Consider the following 17,994-nt stretch of genomic DNA (forward strand, 5'->3'; position numbering starts at 1 on the left):
ATTATTATGGTTGAGTAACACCCAGAGTTGCTGAAGTTTCAGCAGCAGCATCAGCAGTATTCACCGATTCGAAGGCCTGACCGTAGTCAGCTTATCGTGATTGGTGAGCGTGTTGCCTGGCTGCAACTCCAATAACGTTGGGTAATAAATTAGAGGGACGCATCCGCATATCCGGCGAATACGTTGAATTCATTGCTAACCTTACCGCAACGTCTGAATTAGCGGTAGCGTTTTGTCGGGCTATTTTGATCCTGACCGGTCAACCAGGCGAGCTTTTCGCCAATTTTACCCTCAAGACCGCGAGAAGTTGGCTGATAATAGCGCGTTTGGGCCATCTGTTGCGGGAAGTAGTTTTCACCTGCAGCATAGGCATTAGGTTCATTGTGAGCATACCGATACTCGGCACCCAGCCCCATCTCTTTCATCAGTTTGGTCGGTGCATTACGAAGGTGCTCCGGCACATCGTAATCGGGGTTTTCACGCGCATCGCGCATTGCCGCTTTAAATGCGGTATACACTGCATTGCTCTTTGGCGCGCAGGCAAGGTAGACAATCGCCTGAGCAATCGCGCGTTCACCCTCTGCCGGGCCGACGCGGGTAAAACAATCCCAGGCGGAAATGGCGACCTGCATGCCACGGGGATCGGCATTGCCGACGTCTTCCGAAGCGATCGCCAGCAAACGTCGGGCGACATACAGCGGATCGCCGCCTGCGGTAATAATGCGAGCATACCAGTAAAGCGCCGCATCGGGTGCTGAACCACGCACCGACTTGTGCAGCGCCGAAATTAAGTCGTAAAAACGGTCGCCTTTATTATCGAAACGGGCGCTGCGTTCACCGGAAACCTCATTCAACAGTTGCGGTGTCAGTTCGCGCTGGCCCTGCGCATTGGTTTCGGCCATATCGGCCATCATTTCCAGCGTATTCAGCGCACGGCGCGCATCGCCATTCACCAGCTCGGCAATCATCGCGCGGGTATTATCGGGCAACAAAATATTCTGGCTGCCATAACCGCGCTCACTATCGCTCATCGCCTGTTCAAGCACCTGCTCTATATCAGCGATAGTCAGTGATTTCAGTAAGTAGACACGCGCCCGCGACAGCAGCGCCGAGTTCAGCTCAAAGGAAGGATTCTCGGTAGTAGCACCGATGAAAGTGATAGTGCCATCTTCGATGTGCGGCAGAAAGGCATCCTGCTGGCTTTTATTGAAGCGATGCACCTCGTCAACAAACAAGATGGTGCGACGGCCAGCATTACGATTTTGTCGCGCGCGCTCTATCGCCTCACGGATCTCTTTCACCCCTGAGGTGACGGCGGAAATGCGCTCAACATCAGCCTTGCCGTAATGGCCAATAATTTCTGCCAGTGTGGTTTTACCGGTCCCTGGCGGCCCCCATAAAATCATCGAGTGCAAGTGACCGGCTTCGATGGCGCGCGGCAACGGTTTTCCCGCTGCCAGCAAGTGCTGTTGGCCGATATATTGCGCCAGCGTGTTGGGCCGCATACGCGCGGCCAACGGCTGAAACTCGTTATGAGAAAAATCCAGGGACAGATTACTCACTTAAACCTCACTGACGCTGATCGTCAACCGTCACGCCTTTAGGTGGCGTAAAAGTAAACTTGTCAGCACTTACTGCACCATTCTGCTGGGTTTTCAGCGTATAAGAACTGCGCTGATCGTCTTGCTCAATGGCACTGAACTGATTAATGGTGCCATTAGGTGAAACGTTGATGGTGAACTGCTTCAGGTTACCGGCGGCACTTTTCGGCGTCAGTGCAAAATTGTCGCCCTGCTGCTTAATGTTGTACTGCTGCCAGTCGCTGGACTGGTTACGTGCAATCAGCATAAATGGCGTGTTGCTGGTAGCATCTTTCAGCCAGCTGGCACTGACCTGCTCGACAAACGGGTTGTAAAACCACAAAGTTTTGCCGTCGGAGATCAGCACGCTTTCATCCGGCGCTGTCATATGCCAGTTAAACAGATTCGGCCGTTGAACCCACAGCTCACCTTCACCATCCTGTACCGAAGAGCCGCTGGCATCGGTAACTTTCTGCGTAAAGCTGGCATGGAAGCTTTTAACTTTGCCCAGGCGTTGCTGCAAATCACTGGCAGCATCAGCCAGTGCAGCCGTCGAAGTCAGGGTAGCCAGCAGGCAGCAAGAAAGTAATAATTTTTTCATTTATATATCCCGTCGTTACGAGCCGTGAAAATCATCGGCACGGGTAGCAATATCGCCGCCCTTAAGTGTGGTAAACAACATTGGCACGGGCGGCAGTAATGCCGTCCGTGCCAATACCAGGCGATCTATTACATCTCATGAGACGGTGGAGCCAGTACTTCACGATTACCGTTATGACCCGGTGATGACACAATCCCCTGTGCCTCCATCTGCTCGATAATTCGTGCCGCACGGTTGTAGCCGATGCGGAACTGACGCTGCACGCCAGAAATCGACGCACGTCGTTTCTCAACGATAAATGCCACCGCCTGATCGAACAGTGGATCCAGCTCTTCGTCAGTATCGAGACCCAGACTGCCACCTTCGCCCTCTTCACCAGCAGTAATGCTGTCGATATATTGCGGGCGACCGCGTGCTTTCCAGTCCTGCACCACCGCATGTACCTCTTCATCACGGACGAATGCGCCATGCACACGTACCGGTATCGAGGAGTTCGGTGGCATATACAGCATATCACCCATTCCCAACAGCGATTCGGCACCGGCCTGATCGAGGATGGTTCGCGAGTCAATTTTACTCGATACGGTAAAGGCGATACGGGTCGGAATGTTGGCCTTAATCAGACCGGTAATCACATCCACCGATGGACGCTGGGTCGCCAGTACCAGGTGGATACCTGCCGCACGGGCTTTTTGTGCCAGACGCGCAATCAGCTCTTCCACTTTTTTACCGACTGCCATCATCAGGTCGGCGAACTCATCCACCATCACCACGATATAAGGCAGTTTCTCCAGCACCGGCGGTGTGGTTTCCATGCTGTCGCCCGGCTTCCAGAATGGATCGGGAATCGGACGGCCCATCGCCGCAGCCTGCTCAATCTTCTCGTTGTAACCGGCCAGATTGCGCACGCCCAGCGCCGACATCAGCTTATAACGACGCTCCATTTCACCGACACTCCAACGCAGCGCATTAGCAGCATCTTTCATATCGGTTACCACTTCCGTCAGCAGATGCGGAATACCCTCGTAAACCGACAGCTCGAGCATTTTCGGGTCGATCATAATAAAGCGCACTTCTTCCGGCGTGGCTTTATACAACATACTGATAATCATGGCGTTAACGCCAACTGACTTACCAGAACCGGTGGTACCCGCCACCAGCAAGTGCGGCATTTTACCTAAATCTGCCACCACCGGTTGACCAGCGATATCTTTACCCAGCACCACGGAAAGCGGCGATGGATTGTCGCGGAATTTCGCACAGTCCAGCACTTCGCGCAGGTAAACCGTCTGACGACGTTTGTTTGGCAGTTCCAGTCCGACATAAGGCTTACCTGGAATCACCTCTACCACACGCACCGCCACGGCGGATAACGAGCGCGCCAGGTCACGGGACAGGTTAGAGATTCGGGCAGCTTTTACCCCCGGCGCCAAATCCAGTTCGTAACGCGTAATCACCGGCCCTGGCGAAATGCCCACCACTTCGGCTTTAACGCGATAATCCGCCAGCCGCGCCTCAACCAGACGTGCCGTCTGCTCCAGCGCAAACATATCAACCGGCTCCTCTTCCGCTGGCGGCGAGGTCAGCAGATCTAAGGTTGGCAGCGGCGTGGCAGGTTTATGCAGCGGCTGCTCGTGACGCATCAGGAACGGGTGAATCAGACTGTCGACAGCAGGTTCTGCGGGTTTCTGCACGGCAGCGGCTGGCTGAGCCGCGGGTGCAGACTGCCAGCTGGCCGCTGACGATGCCGTCGGCTGCTGAACGGGCTGCGGCGCATACTGCGGTGCCGCTGGTGCGGACTGCTGAACGGGCTGCGGCGCGTACTGTGGTGCCGCCGGTGCTGGAGCCGGTTGCTGCCAGGCTGGCGTAGCCGGTTGCGGCGGCTCAACATGATATTCAGGCTGGGCTTCTGCTTCCGGCATTGCATCCAGGGTAAACAGCGGCTCTGTCGGGCCGTCGTCAACCAGATCGTCCATTGGCGAGAAGTCAAAGGCACGCGATGTGTCTAAAGAGAAACTCTGCACCGGTTCAGCCTGAGCCGGCTCTTGCGTGTAACGCTGTTGCTGCTGCTCAGCGAACTGACGCGCCAGCACCGCCTGTTGTAGCGCCTCTTCATCCTCTTGCTCCGGCGCAAACTCTTCGCCATAGCGCTGTTGCTGCTGTGTCATAAAGGCTTCACGCAGCTGCGACTCCTGCATCATCGCCTGTTCATCTTCATCCGGCTGCACAGCCGCCGTTACAGGCTGCGGCGCTAGCTGTTGCTCCTGCTCTTTGGCCTTCTCTTCGGCGATGCGCTGGGATGGCAGCTTAATACCATAAGAAGCCAGTTCACGACGCGTTGGTAGTTTCACCGGATTCGGGCGCGGTAGTTCAGGGCCAATACCCTGTTTTACCTGTGGATTACCGTCGCTGCCGCTGGTCGCAGTGAACCCCGGCATAAATGCCGCTGCACTGGCTGCAACCTTCGCGGCATCGGCAACGCTGCCCGGCTGCGGCGAATTCGCGGCAATCGCCGTCGGCTCAGCTTGTGGAGCCGAGAAATCAAACGGTGAAGCGGTAGATGCTGACGTGTCACGCCAGTTGCCCATGCGCGGGCCATCATCTTCACTCTCCAACGGATGATTCGGCGCAGGTGTTTCGTCCGGTACTTCAAAACGATACACCGGTGGCGCTTCAGGCTGTGGCGCAGGGAGGTCTGCCGGAGCTGGCTGGCCGATCGCAGGTGCGGCAACCGGACGCTCTGCCGCCGTATCCGGGGGCGTCACTTCAGGTGCTGGCGCACGTTGCGCAGCATTCGCGGTTGCCGCCAGTGCAGCCGTGGTCGCCGCTGCGGCTTTCGCTAACAGTGGGTCCTGCGTTTCAACGTCTTCATCTTCGCCCTGCTGTTGCGCGGCAACTGGCTTCGGTGCCGACAGCAATACGTCGTCGTCATCATGCGCCGCCACTTTCTGTGCCGGAACAGCGCGGGGTTGATCGTCTTCCTCTTCCTCTTCCTGCCACCGTTCATCGTGGCGGGAGCGGTTACTGGCAAAAGTCAGCACGCCCATCACCGTGCCGCCAATTTTTTCGGCAATCATCAGCCATGACCAGCCGGTATACAGCGTCAGTCCCGCCGCCCAAACGCACAGCAGGGTTAATGTTCCGCCCGCACCATTAAAATAGGGTGCCATCGCATTACTCACCAGGCTGCCAATTACGCCGCCCGATGCGAAATACCAGATGTCATCAGCGTTAATCGCCGCCAGTCCGCAGGTGGTGATCACCAGCGCCAGCACGCCGATCAAGCGTAGTGCTACCGCGAAATAGTCGATGTAATCCTGGCTGTCACGCTGGCGGAAGGTGATCCAGCAAAGTCCCAGAATGACCGGAGGAATGGCATAGGCCATTACGCCAAAAATAAACAGCAACGTATCGGCAAGCCACGCGCCCGGCGCGCCACCGAGATTGTGAATCGGTTCATGCCAGGCGGTCTGTGACCAACTGGGATCGGAAGGATTGAAGCTCAGCAGCGCAGCCATCAAATAAACGGCGAAAAGAGCAACAATAATTAACAGCGCTTCGAGTAAACGACGTCCACTACTCAGCGGCTGCAAGGTAACTTCTTTATCTTCTGTGTATTCCTGGCTCAAGAGTACTCTCCAGGTGCCTGTAAACTTGGAAGGCAACAGCGCCGGGCAAGCCCGACGCTGAACCTGTATGAATTCACAGGAGTGTACCGAAATCTATCAGGTTTTGCACCTGCCCTGTGTTACCGCGTTTTAATCACTAAGCGGTTACTTTGTTTCACTTCTTCCATGACAACGTAGGTGCGTGTGTCATTCACACCAGGCAGACGCAGCAAGGTTTCCCCCAGCAATTTACGATAAGCCGACATATCAGGAACACGCGTTTTCAACAGATAGTCGAAATCGCCAGAAACGAGGTGACACTCTTGAGTTTCCTCAAGTTTTTGAACTGCGGCGTTAAATTGCTCAAACACGTCGGGCGCACCACGATTCAGAGTAATCTCAACAAAAACCAGCAGTGAAGCATCAAGATAATGCGGGTTCAGCTGCGCGGTATAGCCAAGAATAAAACCCTGACGCTCCAGGCGACGCACGCGCTCAAGACACGGCGTTGGCGATAAGCCAACCCGTTTGGAAAGCTCGACGTTAGAAATTCGACCATCCTTTTGCAGCTCATTGAGGATATTACGGTCGATTCTGTCGAGATCTTTACCGGGGCGTTTTTTATTGTCTACCATTATTATTGTCTCTCTTAATTCCTTCCCTTTACCTGCCACACCCTGCACGACATCTATGTAACAGAGTTGTTTGAAGTGAAGACATTGAGTCTGTTGCTCGATAAGCGCCATCCATATGACGCATGTTGCCTGTCCACACCATGCGTCATGACAAATGACAGACTGAGTTTATTCGGAGTAATGTGCGAAACACGGTATGAAACCCTGCTCTGCTGCCCTAAAAACCCTCTGCTTCCCATAATGTTTTCGCAAAAGCGCAGCCGATTGTCAAAGTAAAACAAACAAAATCAGTACAACATGCCATATGCCGTGCTGCACGACTGTTTTTAAAAAGGTATTTTTGCTTTGAACGGCGCGCTGTTGCTGCCCGCTGCTGGTTTTTTACCCGGCAGCGTGATACCCGCGATTCATCGGTCAAAACTGTTGCATCGATTGTTAACAAAATTTCAGAATGCTTTTGTTGCGGCGTTAAATTCCCTACAATCCCTGAATATGTTTGCCAGTTAACAAACGAGGGTCTCATGGGCACGGCCAAACACAGTAAATTATTAATTCTGGGCTCTGGTCCAGCAGGCTATACCGCCGCGGTTTACGCAGCGCGCGCTAACCTGAATCCGGTGCTGATTACCGGTCTGGAAAAAGGCGGTCAGCTGACCACGACCACTGACGTGGAGAACTGGCCAGGCGATCCGAGCGAATTAACCGGCCCGCTGCTGATGGAACGCATGCATGAGCATGCGGTGAAGTTCAACACCGAGATTATTTTCGACCATATTCATACCGTTGATTTGCAGAATCGTCCGTTCCGTCTGACCGGCGACAGCGGTGAATACACCGCGGATGCTCTGATCATCGCTACCGGCGCGTCTGCTCGTTACCTGGGTCTGCCTTCGGAAGAAGCCTTCAAAGGCAAAGGCGTTTCCGCTTGTGCTACCTGTGACGGCTTTTTCTATCGTAACCAGAAAGTGGCGGTAATTGGCGGCGGCAATACTGCCGTTGAAGAAGCGCTTTATCTGGCAAATATCGCGGCAGAAGTTCATCTGATTCACCGCCGTGACAGCTTCCGTGCTGAAAAAATCCTGATCGACCGGCTGATGGAAAAAGTTAAAAACGGCAATATCGTGCTGCATACCGATCGGACGCTGGAAGAAGTGGTCGGCGATCAGATGGGCGTGACTGGTGTGCGTCTGCGTGCGGTTTCCGGAAGTGAAGAGATTGAACAGCTGGATGTTGCCGGCCTGTTTGTGGCGATTGGTCACAGTCCAAACACCGCTATCTTCAACGGTCAGCTGGAGCTGGAAAACGGTTATATCAAGGTTCAGTCGGGTATTCACGGCAATGCTACCCAGACCAGTATTCCTGGGGTGTTTGCCGCCGGTGACGTGATGGATCATATTTATCGCCAGGCGATAACTTCAGCCGGTACCGGTTGTATGGCAGCGCTCGACGCTGAACGCTATCTTGACGGATTAGTTAAGAACGATAAGTAAGTTGTTAAAACACTGATCGAATTTTACAACGGCGACTGCTCATCAGTCGCCTTTTTTCATTCTGCCATGTACCATTGCCAGCGACTTATCGTTGGGTCATTTATGTGGCACTCCCCGGTGGCTGCCAGTTTCGTTTTTCTGCAAGAACGGTAACTGATGAACAAGACACGTCAACAACAACTTACCCGCTGGCTGAAACAACAGAACGTGCATGCGCGCCGTTGGTTACGCCTCTCTTTTCTGCTCGGCCTGATCAGCGCGCTGTTAATCATTGCGCAAGCCTGGTTATTGGCGTCGCTGCTGCATAAGCTGATTGCGCTTAATATTCCGCGTAGCGAATTAGTCAGCGATTTTATGCTGCTGTTAAGCTGCTTTATTGTCAGGGCGGCGATTGGCTGGCTGCGTGAACGTGTTGGCTTTTACTGTGGGCTGGCAATACGGCGCACGCTGCGTAAAACGGTATTAGATCGTCTGGATAAGTTAGGCCCGGCGTGGATTCAGGGTAAACCGGCCGGTAGCTGGGCAAGCCTGCTGCTGGAACAGATAGAAGAGATGCAGGATTACTATGCCCGCTATCTGCCGCAGATGTCGCTGGCGGTGTTAATCCCCTGCTTTATTTTGATTGCCATCTTCCCGATCAACTGGGCAGCCGGGGTCATTCTGTTGGCTACCGCCCCGCTAATCCCGCTGTTTATGGCGCTGGTAGGCATGGGGGCAGCGGATGCTAATCGCCGCAACTTTCTGGCGTTATCGCGTCTGAGCGGCCATTTTCTTGATCGATTACGGGGTCTGGAAACTTTACGCCTGTTCCACCGCGCCGCCGCTGAAACCGACAATATTAATACTGCCTCAGAGAGTTTTCGCCAGCGCACTATGGAAGTATTGCGCCTTGCCTTCCTCTCCTCGGCGGTTCTGGAATTTTTCGCGTCACTCTCTATTGCTATTGTGGCGGTCTACTTTGGTTTCTCCTATCTGGGTGAACTTAACTTCGGTCATTACGGCACCGGCGTTACGCTGTTTGCCGGTTTTCTGGTGCTGATCCTCGCACCGGAGTTTTTCCAGCCGCTGCGCGATCTCGGTACTTTTTATCATGCTAAAGCGCAGGCGGTAGGGGCTGCCGATTCGCTGCATACCTTCCTCAGCGAGACTGATGAAATCACCGTGGCACAAGGCGAGCGGATGCTTAACGCCGATGACGCGCTGACGCTGATCGCCAGCCAGCTGGTTATCCTGTCACCTGCTGGCTCAGTGCTGGCCGGGCCGCTTACTTTTACCCTGCAACCCGGGCAGCGGGTGGCGCTGGTCGGGCAAAGCGGCGCGGGTAAAAGCTCGCTGCTGAATGTTCTGTCTGGTTTTCTGCCCTATCAGGGTTCGTTGACGGTAAACGGTATTGAACTGCGTGAACTCAGCGCCGGGCACTGGCAGCAGCAGCTGGCGTGGGTTGGGCAAAATCCACAGTTACCGGCAACGACGCTGCGCGGCAATCTGCTGTCAGGTGAGTCGGGCGATACGGCGCAACTGCAGCACGCTATCCAGCAGGCTGGCGTCGATGAGTTTCTGGCGCAACTGCCGCAGGGGCTGGATACTGAAATTGGCGATCATGCTGCCCGCCTGTCAGTGGGACAGGCGCAGCGCGTGGCGGTAGCACGTGCACTGCTGAAACCGTCGAGGCTGATGCTGCTCGATGAGCCAGGCGCCAGCCTCGACAGTGACAGTGAACATCAGGTGATGCGCACACTGTTGCAGGCTTCACAACAACAAACCACGCTGCTGGTCACTCATCAGCTGAATCAGCTGTCACAGTGGGATGAAATCTGGGTAATGCGCGATGGCCAGCTGATTCAGCAAGGCAGCTGGGATGCGCTGGTGGCGCAGGATGGGCCATTTGCCGAACTGTTATCTCAGCGCCAGGGAGCCATTGAATAATGAAAGCCCTTCTGCCTTTTCTGAAGCTCTATCGTCGACACTTTGTTCGCTTAACGCTGGGCGTACTGCTGGCGATCATCACCCTGCTGGCAAGCATCGGCTTGCTGACGCTATCGGGCTGGTTTCTCGCCGCCTCGTCGCTGGCGGGCTTTGCTGGCCTGTACACCTTTAATTATATGCTGCCGGCTGCTGGCGTGCGCGGCGCGGCGATTACCCGCACCGCGGCGCGTTATTTTGAGCGACTGGTCAGTCACGACGGTACTTTCCGCGTGCTGCAACATTTGCGGGTGTTCACTTTCAGCAAATTGCTGCCGCTCTCCCCTGCCGGTATTGCGCGCTTTCGTCAGGGGGAATTACTCAATCGCCTGGTCGCGGACGTCGATACGCTCGATCATCTCTATTTACGGGTCATTTCACCGCTGGTCGGCGCATTGATGGTCATCCTGCTGGTGACCTTTGGCCTGAGCTTTCTGGACAGTCAACTGGCCACGACGCTTGGGCTGATTATGCTGCTGACGCTGCTGGTGATGCCGCCGCTATTTTATCGCGCCGGTCGTCCGGCAGGTGAAGCTATTACGCTGCTGCGCGGTCAGTATCGTCTGCAGCTGATTCGCTGGCTGCAGGGCAGCGCAGAACTGAAAATCTACGGTGCCGCCAGCACCTATCGTGCGCGTCTGGATGAGACCGAACGCCAGTGGCAAAAAGCGCAGCGTCAACAGGCCAGTCTGGGTGGATTATCACAGGCGATGATTCTGCTGATTAGCGGCGTGACCGTCACATTACTGCTGTGGCTCAGCGCCGGCGGAGTGGGTGAAATGACCCAGCCCGGCGCGCTGATTGCGCTTTTCGTGTTCTGCGCGCTGGCGTCGTTTGAAGCGCTGGCGCCGGTAGGTGCAGCCTTCCAGCATTTAGGCCAGGTGGTGGCCTCTGCCGTGCGCGTCAACCAGATAATTGACCAGCCAGCAGCCGTCAGTTTTCTGCAGCAGCAACATGCCCGACCGGACGGCATGTCTGTGGTGCTGAATAACGTCAGCTTCAGCTACCCTTCCGCCACTCGTCCGGCGATTAACGGCGTGTCGCTGTCGGTTGCCCGCGGAGAGAAGATTGCGCTACTGGGCCGCACCGGATGTGGCAAGTCGACGCTGTTGCAGCTGCTGACCCGCGCATGGGATCCACAAGCCGGTGACATCCTGCTGGCAGGCCTGCCGCTGCGCGACTGGGATGAAGCCTCGCTGCGAGCCAGCACCAGCGTGGTCAGCCAGCGCGTGCATCTGTTCAGCCAGACACTGCGCGATAACCTGCTGTTGGCCGCGCCCGCCAGCAGTGATGATGCGCTGACTGCGGTTTTACAGCAGGTTGGCCTCGGTAAGCTGCTGGAGAACGAAGAAGGGCTGAATGCCTGGGTTGGTGAAGGTGGACGTCAGCTCTCCGGCGGTGAATTACGCCGTCTCGGTATTGCCCGCGCGCTGCTTCATGACAGCGATTTGCTGCTGCTGGATGAGCCGACCGAAGGGCTGGATGCCGAAACCGAGCGTCAGATCCTTGAGCTGCTGTGGCAACTGGGCAGCAGTAAAACGCTGATAATGGTCACTCACCGCTTGCAGGGGCTGGATAAACTCGACCGTATTTACGTGATGGATCAGGGAGCGATTCTTGAACAGGGGAATCATGCGGAATTGATTGCCAGACGTGGTCGTTACTGGCATTTTCACCAGCGCTTTGCGCTATAGTGTAAGTTCCTTGCCCGGTGAAAACAGACTATGCGACTGATCCAACTCTCACGTGACTCGCTGAATTTTCCGCCAGCCGAAATGGCGCTGAAAGAACCAAATGGCTTGCTGGCAATGGGCGGCGATCTCAGCCCTGCGCGCTTGCTTAATGCTTATCAGCGCGGAATTTTCCCGTGGTTCTCACCCGGCGATCCGATTCTCTGGTGGTCGCCCGATCCGCGCGCGGTAATGTTTCCCGAGCAGTTTCATCTCAGCCGCAGCATGAAACGCTTTCATCGCCGCTCCCCCTATCACGTCACCCTGAATCAGGCATTTGAGGCCGTGATTGAGGGCTGTGCCAGCGAACGCCATGAGGGAACCTGGATTACGCCACAGGTAAAACAGGCATGGCTGAAATTATTCACCATGGGCAATGCCCAGTCAGTCGAGGTGTGGCTTGAGGATCGCTTAGTCGGTGGCCTGTATGGGATGGCGCTGGGAAAAGTTTTCTGCGGCGAATCGATGTTCAGTCGAAGCGAAAATGCCTCAAAAACCGCGTTACTGGTGTTCAGCCAGCACTTTAGCCAGCATGGCGGGGAACTGATTGATTGTCAGGTATTAAATCCGCACACTGCCTCATTAGGCGCCAGAGAGATTTCACGCGCAGACTGGCTTGCACGGCTGCATTCGCTGGCACAACAGCCGGTGAGCAACGGCTGCTGGCAAGGGCAACGGCTTTTTTAATACTTGAAAATGAGGTTTTCCACGCAATTGCAGATAACAGTGCTATAATATGCGCGTTTGGTATGTCGTCCGCCGTTCGCTGCACCATCAGCGAGCCGGAATTACCAGGCTGGGAATCTCTCAACGCACCGTTTCTGAACTGTTTTAATTGTGCGAATGATGCAGACTTAAAGCAGATTCTTAGCTCGCTATTCCCCCGCTGACGTCATCACACCCAATATTTATTCGCCTGCTGCTGACGATGTAAATCGCATCAATAGCAGCAAGTGCTGGTGACATCACCAACAATTGTTTACATAATACTTGAAATTCGGCATTATCTTGCCGGTTCAAAACTAAGGTAGTCTACCTAGAGGATTCGATGGCCAAAGAAGACAATATTGAAATGCAAGGTACCGTACTTGATACGTTACCTAACACCATGTTCCGCGTTGAATTGGAAAACGGGCACGTGGTTACCGCTCATATCTCCGGTAAAATGCGCAAAAACTATATCCGCATCCTGACGGGCGACAAAGTCACTGTAGAGCTGACCCCGTACGACCTGAGCAAAGGCCGCATTGTCTTCCGTAGTCGCTGATTTGCCCCATTCAGTGTCGATGCGTTAAGCGAGCGACACCCGTAAAAAAAGGCCGGATAATTTATTATCCGGCCTTTATTATTTGTGGGAGCCGAAAACGGCTCCCTGTGATAATGATACGGTTAATGCACCGTACCTTCGGTTTTACGCTTCTGAGCACTCAGGAAGTGATAAGTGAGCTGGTTATTCTCTTTATCCAGCGCCACTGACACTGACCCACCATCTACCAGCGAACCAAACAGCAGCTCGTTAGCCAGCGGTTTTTTCAGGCTCTCCTGCACGGTGCGCGCCATCGGACGAGCGCCCATCGCTTTATCGTAACCCTTCACTGCCAGCCATTCACGGGCTTCATCACTGACTTCCAGCGACACGCCTTTCGCGTCCAGCTGCGCCTGCAGTTCAACAATAAACTTGTCGACCACCTGATGGATGACTTCTGCCGACAGGTGTTTGAACCAAATAATATTGTCGAGACGGTTGCGGAATTCCGGGGTAAAGATCTTTTTGATCTCTTCCATCGCATCGGTACTGTTATCCTGCTGGATCAGGCCGATGGACTTACGCTCGGTCTCACGCACGCCGGCGTTAGTGGTCATCACCAAAATCACATTGCGGAAATCCGCTTTGCGACCGTTATTATCAGTCAGCATACCGTTGTCCATTACCTGCAACAGCAGGTTAAAGACATCCGGGTGCGCTTTCTCAATTTCGTCCAGCAGCAGAACCGCATGCGGATGTTTGATCACCGCATCGGTCAGCAGGCCGCCCTGATCGAAACCGACATAGCCCGGAGGCGCACCAATTAAACGGCTGACGGTGTGACGTTCCATATATTCGGACATATCAAAACGCAGCAGTTCAATCCCCAGCGCTTTCGCCAGCTGCACGGTCACTTCGGTTTTACCAACGCCAGTTGGGCCAGCAAACAGGAATGAACCGACCGGTTTACGATCCTGACCCAGGCCAGCACGACTCATTTTAATCGCTTCGGTTAACGCCTCAATGGCATTATCCTGACCGAACACCAGCATCTTCAGGCGGTCGCCAAGCGTTTTCAGCGTATCACGATCGGTTGCCGAGACACTCTTCTCTGGAATACGCGCAATGCGCGCCACTACTAACTCGATATCGGCGACATTAACGGTTTTCTTACGCTTGCTCACCGGCATCAACCGGCTGCGCGCCCCGGCTTCATCGATCACATCGATCGCTTTGTCCGGCAAATGACGGTCATTGATATATTTCACCGCCAGCTCAACCGCTGCACGCACCGCTTTAGCGGTATAGCGTACATCATGGTGCGCTTCATACTTCGGCTTCAGACCATTGAGGATCTGCACGGTTTCATCGATCGACGGCTCAGTGATATCGATCTTCTGGAAACGACGCGCCAGCGCACGATCTTTTTCGAAGATATTGCTGAATTCCTGATAAGTCGTCGAACCCATCACGCGGATTTTGCCGCTCGACAGCAGCGGTTTAATCAGGTTGGCCGCATCGACCTGCCCGCCTGACGCCGCGCCCGCACCAATAATGGTGTGGATCTCATCGATAAACAGAATACTGCTGGTATCCTGCTCAAGCTGTTTCAGCAACGCTTTAAAACGTTTTTCAAAGTCACCACGGTATTTGGTGCCGGCTAACAGCGAACCGATATCCAGCGAATAGATGGTGCAGTCCTTGATCACTTCAGGCACGTCGCCCTGCACAATGCGCCAGGCCAGTCCTTCAGCAATGGCGGTTTTACCCACGCCCGACTCACCCACCAGCAGCGGGTTATTTTTGCGGCGACGGCACAGTACCTGAATAGCGCGTTCCAGCTCTTTATCGCGCCCGATCAGCGGATCGATACCGCCAACGCGAGCAAGCTGATTAAGGTTGGTGGTGAAGTTTTCCATACGTTCCTCCCCGCCTGCTTGCTCTTCGTTAACCGGATTTTCTGCCCCTGGCGCCTGGCCAGGTTCATCTTTGCGCGTACCGTGGGAGATAAAGTTGACCACATCCAGTCGGCTGACTTCGTGCTTACGCAGCAGGTAAGCCGCCTGTGATTCCTGTTCGCTGAAAATCGCCACCAGCACGTTCGCGCCCGAAACCTCACTGCGTCCGGATGACTGAACATGGAATACCGCCCGCTGCAACACGCGCTGGAAGCTGAGCGTCGGCTGAGTGTCGCGCTCCTCTTCGCTGGCTGGCAGCACCGGTGTGGTTTGTTCGATGAAGGCTTCGAGCTCCAGACGCAGAGCAACAATATCCACCGTGCAGGCTTCCAGTGCCTCTCTGGCCGACGGGTTGCTGAGCAGTGCCAGCAACAGATGCTCGACGGTCATAAACTCATGACGGTGCTCGCGCGCTCTGGCGAAAGCCATGTTTAAACTGAGTTCCAGTTCTTGATTGAGCATTAGGCACCTCCCCCAATTATCGCCTGACAGACCACTCCCGAATGGAGCAGAAAACCGATCAGGCTTTTTCCAGCGTACATAGCAACGGATGCTCGTTATCTTTGGCGTACTGGTTCACGTGTGCGGCCTTGGTTTCAGCTACTTCGGCGGTGAAAACACCACAAATAGCTTTACCATGATAGTGAACCGTAAGCATCAGTTGCGTTGCACGTTCAACATCATAAGAAAAGAACTTTTGCAGTACGTCAATAACAAATTCCATCGGTGTATAGTCATCATTGTGCAGTATCACTTTATACATCGAGGGCGGCTTAAGCTCCTCACGCAGTTTATCTTCTGCAAGATGTTCAAAGTTAAGCCAGTCGTTAGTGTTTCCCATAGTAATCCGTGATTATTGTTCGTGACGTGCTGGCATCAGATTATCATGCCGTGCATTAAGTTTAACACGCCTGACGATTTGTCCAGCGCGGTTGAAATTTTATCTGATACTGCCGTTGCGCGACCTTCATCACAAAATTCGCAATAGCGTTAACTGCCTCAAATTTTGAGGATTTGGTCGCCGTCTCACAGGGCCATAAGCTTGACGCTAAGTCCGTTTTCTCTACATTGTACAGGCATAAGCTGATTGAGTTTTAAGCAGCTTGGGCTGAAAGCCAGATCACCTCACTACTTATAAATGTCTTGCGAGGGATGTAGAAGCATGGAGACGGGTACTGTTAAATGGTTCAATAACGCCAAAGGCTTCGGCTTTATCTGTCCTGTCGGTGGCGGCGAGGATATTTTCGCGCACTACTCGACGATTCAGATGGATGGTTACAGAACGCTGAAAGCCGGGCAACAAGTCCAGTTTGATTTACATGAAGGGCCTAAAGGCAATCATGCCAGCCTTATTGTTCCAGTAGAAGTGGCGGCCACCGTCAGTGCCTGACCATTTTCTCAGGTATTTTGTACAACCCTACCGAAAAATGCCAGCCACAGATGCTGGCATTTTTTTTTCTCAGACTCATCACGCTTAACAGTAAAATTGGGTCGCTTTTGGCCTTTTCAACCCTGCAACTAATCCGCCTGCCCGCGTGCCAGCCACAGTACGCGCGCAAACATCTGCCGCAGGATTGGCGGAATTGACTCAGTTCCGCGCCCGGCGGCGTCCATCGCCACCGCAATCGCCAGTTCCGGCTTCGACGAGCGCTGAATCGCCTTAGCGATAATGCGCCGCAGGTTCATCGGCACATTGGCTGGCAAATGTGCTATCCGGTGATAAACCTCGTTAAACCCCTGCTTATACAGAAAATGCTCCATATCCAGCGCCGGTAGCGTGGTCAGACGATCGCGCTCGCGCAGCTGATGATCGCTGCACATACTGCGTGCAGTGGCAGCATACTTTTTCCCGGCATCGTCGCCGTCAGTCAGCACGTGCCATTCAATACCCATTCGCTGGGCAAATTTCAGCAGCGGGCGCAGCCCGGACTGGGCAAACTCTATCACTTTCACCCCTTCCGCTTCGAAGTGATGGCCGCACTGGCGCGCCAGTTCATTCATCACCCAGACTTCGGTTTCTCCTTCCACCAGCAGCCAGCAGCGTGCGAACAGCGCCGAGGGGCGGCTGAAGCGAATATGAAATGCGATGCGTCGACTGTCTTCAGCGCTCATACCGCCTGGGCCCAGCCGCCAGGCAGCAACGCGTGACGGCTCGCGCACCAGCCGGCAAACCTGCTCCATTGGCACCTGCGACAGCAGTTCTGAAGAGTTAGTGGTGGTGATTTTTTGCAGTGGCAGCAGTTCCAGTAATCCCCAGGCCACCGACAGCATAATCGGATGCAGGCGGGTTTCCGGATCCTCCACCAGCAGCAACGGGCGGGCATCGGCATCCAGCTGCCACGCACCGCGCGCCTGCGCCAATAAGGTAAATATCCGCAGCATAATCAACCGTCGGCTGCGGCTGTCAGCATCGGCAATCAGCTGATTAATATTATTCAGATGACGCCATCCCTGATGAGATTCGCGCGCGCTGTGCGGCACCCTGCCCGGCTGCTCGCTGTTCTCCGGCGACTGAACGGAAAAGTAATGTTCCAGCAGTTGCTGCATGGTTTTCAGCCCGTCACGCAGCGCGCTGTCGCTAAGATGTTCAGGACGGACATTTAAATCGCGCGTCAGGCTGTCGATCTGACCGGCCAGCGCACTCAAATCAGGCTCAGTGTGCGTGGCGGGTGTCTCGTGGCGCAGCCGACGATTGAAACGCGCATCACGCAGCCGCAGCACCGGATGCAGCGCCATCAGCGTCTTCACTGCGGCCTCATCCGTTGTGGTAATGACCTGCTGATGAGCGTCAAGAAACTGACGGCGGGTGGTGGCCTGCTGATCGTCATCAAGTTCGCCGCTCACCTGATACACCAGCCGCGGTACGCCGTCTGAGCCGCGCTGCCAGAGATCGCGCAGCGAGCGATAGCGCGGCGCATGAGCCGGATAAGAGTGCCGCTGACGAAAGGTGAAAGTCACCTGTACATGGCGTGTGCGCTGGTTAAGATTGCCGGGCGGGAAGTGAAAGTCATTGAGCACAAACTGATAGGGCGTGGCCTGCGGTGACAGCAATAGCGTCAGCGCATCAAGCAGGCTGGATTTACCCCAGGCATTTTCCCCGATCAGCACATTATTATTTTCCAGCGCCAGCGATAATCGGTTCAGGCCGCGGAATCCAACAATTTCGATATTTTCCAGAATCATA

The 17,994-nt window shown here is 54.6% G+C and carries 14 protein-coding genes; 6 read left to right on the forward strand and 8 right to left on the reverse strand.

Translation table 11 applies throughout. The annotated features are described in order from the left end of the window. Positions 1–218: 218 nt before the first annotated feature. The 5 genes from ACP3TC_RS13800 to ACP3TC_RS13820 form a co-directional block, all read right to left on the reverse strand. The gene (locus ACP3TC_RS13800; RefSeq protein WP_426816668.1) at positions 219–1,562 is read right to left on the reverse strand and encodes a replication-associated recombination protein A; all 1,344 of its coding nucleotides are present in this window, start codon (positions 1,560–1,562) and stop codon (positions 219–221) included. A gap of 7 nt (positions 1,563–1,569) precedes the next feature. Next, on the reverse strand, positions 1,570–2,181 hold the full coding sequence (lolA, locus tag ACP3TC_RS13805) for an outer membrane lipoprotein chaperone LolA (RefSeq protein ID WP_313856744.1): 612 nt from the start codon (positions 2,179–2,181) through the stop codon (positions 1,570–1,572). A gap of 128 nt (positions 2,182–2,309) precedes the next feature. Then, a complete protein-coding gene (locus ACP3TC_RS13810) occupies positions 2,310–5,810 on the reverse strand; it encodes a DNA translocase FtsK 4TM domain-containing protein (protein WP_426816669.1) in 3,501 nt (1,166 codons plus the stop codon). A gap of 119 nt (positions 5,811–5,929) precedes the next feature. Further along, on the reverse strand, positions 5,930–6,424 hold the full coding sequence (gene lrp / locus ACP3TC_RS13815) for a leucine-responsive transcriptional regulator Lrp (protein ID WP_006118610.1): 495 nt from the start codon (positions 6,422–6,424) through the stop codon (positions 5,930–5,932). 217 nt (positions 6,425–6,641) lie between these two features. Then, positions 6,642–6,947: a hypothetical protein gene (locus tag ACP3TC_RS13820; protein ID WP_313856742.1), complete on the reverse strand. Its 306-nt coding sequence runs from the start codon at positions 6,945–6,947 to the stop codon at positions 6,642–6,644. Here ACP3TC_RS13820 and trxB point away from each other — a divergent pair. The 5 genes from trxB to infA all read left to right on the forward strand — a co-directional run bounded on the left by trxB (position 6,946) and on the right by infA (position 12,873). Then, positions 6,946–7,914: a thioredoxin-disulfide reductase gene (gene trxB, locus ACP3TC_RS13825; RefSeq protein WP_313856741.1), complete on the forward strand. Its 969-nt coding sequence runs from the start codon at positions 6,946–6,948 to the stop codon at positions 7,912–7,914. The genes ACP3TC_RS13820 and trxB overlap by 2 nt on opposite strands. A 156-nt stretch (positions 7,915–8,070) precedes the next feature. Then, a complete protein-coding gene (gene cydD / locus ACP3TC_RS13830; RefSeq protein ID WP_426816670.1) occupies positions 8,071–9,840 on the forward strand; it encodes a heme ABC transporter permease/ATP-binding protein CydD in 1,770 nt (589 codons plus the stop codon). Beyond that, positions 9,840–11,570, forward strand: a complete 1,731-nt coding sequence (gene cydC / locus ACP3TC_RS13835; RefSeq protein ID WP_426816671.1) for a heme ABC transporter ATP-binding protein/permease CydC — start codon at positions 9,840–9,842, stop codon at positions 11,568–11,570. The genes cydD and cydC overlap by 1 nt, the downstream gene beginning before the upstream one ends. A 30-nt stretch (positions 11,571–11,600) precedes the next feature. Continuing rightward, positions 11,601–12,293 (forward strand): leucyl/phenylalanyl-tRNA--protein transferase, encoded by a 693-nt coding sequence (gene aat / locus ACP3TC_RS13840; protein ID WP_313856736.1) that lies wholly within the window; start codon positions 11,601–11,603, stop codon positions 12,291–12,293. A gap of 361 nt (positions 12,294–12,654) precedes the next feature. Next, on the forward strand, positions 12,655–12,873 hold the full coding sequence (gene infA / locus ACP3TC_RS13845; protein WP_002211347.1) for a translation initiation factor IF-1: 219 nt from the start codon (positions 12,655–12,657) through the stop codon (positions 12,871–12,873). A 122-nt stretch (positions 12,874–12,995) separates the two neighbouring features. On the opposite strand, the gene clpA is transcribed toward infA, so the two are convergent. After that, positions 12,996–15,272: an ATP-dependent Clp protease ATP-binding subunit ClpA gene (clpA, locus tag ACP3TC_RS13850; protein WP_313856735.1), complete on the reverse strand. Its 2,277-nt coding sequence runs from the start codon at positions 15,270–15,272 to the stop codon at positions 12,996–12,998. 58 nt (positions 15,273–15,330) lie between these two features. Continuing rightward, positions 15,331–15,651, reverse strand: a complete 321-nt coding sequence (gene clpS / locus ACP3TC_RS13855; RefSeq protein WP_313856734.1) for an ATP-dependent Clp protease adapter ClpS — start codon at positions 15,649–15,651, stop codon at positions 15,331–15,333. 321 nt (positions 15,652–15,972) lie between these two features. Between clpS and cspD the strand changes: the two genes are divergently transcribed. After that, positions 15,973–16,200 carry a cold shock-like protein CspD gene (gene cspD / locus ACP3TC_RS13860; RefSeq protein WP_313856732.1) on the forward strand — a complete coding sequence of 76 codons (228 nt, stop codon included), beginning with the start codon at positions 15,973–15,975 and terminating at the stop codon, positions 16,198–16,200. A gap of 128 nt (positions 16,201–16,328) precedes the next feature. On the opposite strand, the gene ACP3TC_RS13865 is transcribed toward cspD, so the two are convergent. Continuing rightward, positions 16,329–17,993 (reverse strand): DUF2813 domain-containing protein, encoded by a 1,665-nt coding sequence (locus tag ACP3TC_RS13865; RefSeq protein WP_426816672.1) that lies wholly within the window; start codon positions 17,991–17,993, stop codon positions 16,329–16,331. Between the last annotated feature and the right edge of the window lies 1 nt (position 17,994).

This window comes from Winslowiella sp. 2C04, from assembly GCF_050037805.1.
GTDB lineage: Bacteria > Pseudomonadota > Gammaproteobacteria > Enterobacterales > Enterobacteriaceae > Erwinia > Erwinia toletana_A.

Bases quoted from the DNA above. Each gene is read 5' to 3' on its own strand.
- cspD (WP_313856732.1), top strand. From the start codon at position 15,973: ATGGAGACGGGTACTGTTAAATGGTTCAATAACGCCAAAGGCTTCGGC.
- lrp (WP_006118610.1), bottom strand. From the start codon at position 6,424: ATGGTAGACAATAAAAAACGCCCCGGTAAAGATCTCGACAGAATCGAC.
- clpA (WP_313856735.1), bottom strand. From the start codon at position 15,272: ATGCTCAATCAAGAACTGGAACTCAGTTTAAACATGGCTTTCGCCAGA.
- cydD (WP_426816670.1), top strand. From the start codon at position 8,071: ATGAACAAGACACGTCAACAACAACTTACCCGCTGGCTGAAACAACAG.
- cydC (WP_426816671.1), top strand. From the start codon at position 9,840: ATGAAAGCCCTTCTGCCTTTTCTGAAGCTCTATCGTCGACACTTTGTT.
- ACP3TC_RS13820 (WP_313856742.1), bottom strand. From the start codon at position 6,947: ATGAGACCCTCGTTTGTTAACTGGCAAACATATTCAGGGATTGTAGGG.
- lolA (WP_313856744.1), bottom strand. From the start codon at position 2,181: ATGAAAAAATTATTACTTTCTTGCTGCCTGCTGGCTACCCTGACTTCG.
- clpS (WP_313856734.1), bottom strand. From the start codon at position 15,651: ATGGGAAACACTAACGACTGGCTTAACTTTGAACATCTTGCAGAAGAT.
- ACP3TC_RS13865 (WP_426816672.1), bottom strand. From the start codon at position 17,993: ATGATTCTGGAAAATATCGAAATTGTTGGATTCCGCGGCCTGAACCGA.
- aat (WP_313856736.1), top strand. From the start codon at position 11,601: ATGCGACTGATCCAACTCTCACGTGACTCGCTGAATTTTCCGCCAGCC.
- trxB (WP_313856741.1), top strand. From the start codon at position 6,946: ATGGGCACGGCCAAACACAGTAAATTATTAATTCTGGGCTCTGGTCCA.
- infA (WP_002211347.1), top strand. From the start codon at position 12,655: ATGGCCAAAGAAGACAATATTGAAATGCAAGGTACCGTACTTGATACG.